General features: G+C 46.8%; 1 protein-coding gene. It reads left to right on the forward strand.

Annotation, left to right across the window (positions count from 1 at the left end; genetic code table 11):
- Positions 1–577: hypothetical protein (locus tag A3729_RS33590; RefSeq protein ID WP_197476184.1), on the forward strand; the 577-nt coding region annotated here is incomplete at both ends.

The raw sequence follows: 577 nt of genomic DNA on the forward strand, positions 1-577 counted from the left end.
AAGCTCAACTTGATAAGTGGCTGGCCGATGAGCTTATCGTTCCCTGCGCCAATCAGCCAGAGTACTATGTTGGCCGAGAGCGAAACTCCAGCATCACGCGCCACATTGCTAAAGACCTGAACATTCACTTTTCCACCCGGGTTTGTCGCCTCGAAAAGGAACGTGAGCTTTGGCAGGTTTACACTGAATCACCTACTGGCGAGCAGCTGTTCTGCACAGCAGAGCACATTGTAATCGCAACGCCACCTCAACAAGCTTACGACCTATTACCCAAAGGCAATAGTCTCTGCCCTCTAATCGAGCACATTAAAATGGAACCACAATGGGTACTTCTCTTGGCCGTTCGTAGCAGTACAGAACTAAAAATAGATTCTGCACAGCACCCAAATATTAAGTCAATTTCGCCAGAGCACGTTAAACGAGGTGCTAAGCCAGACGATTCAGTGCAGTACTATCAAGTCCAAGCTGGCGAAGAGTGGAGCCAAGAAACAATTAATTGGGAACGAACACGCGTTGAAAGCTATCTATTGAGTGAGTTCGAAGCACTATGCGAACAAAAAATAGATATCATCGTTTC

The organism is Oleiphilus sp. HI0043, from assembly GCF_001634935.1.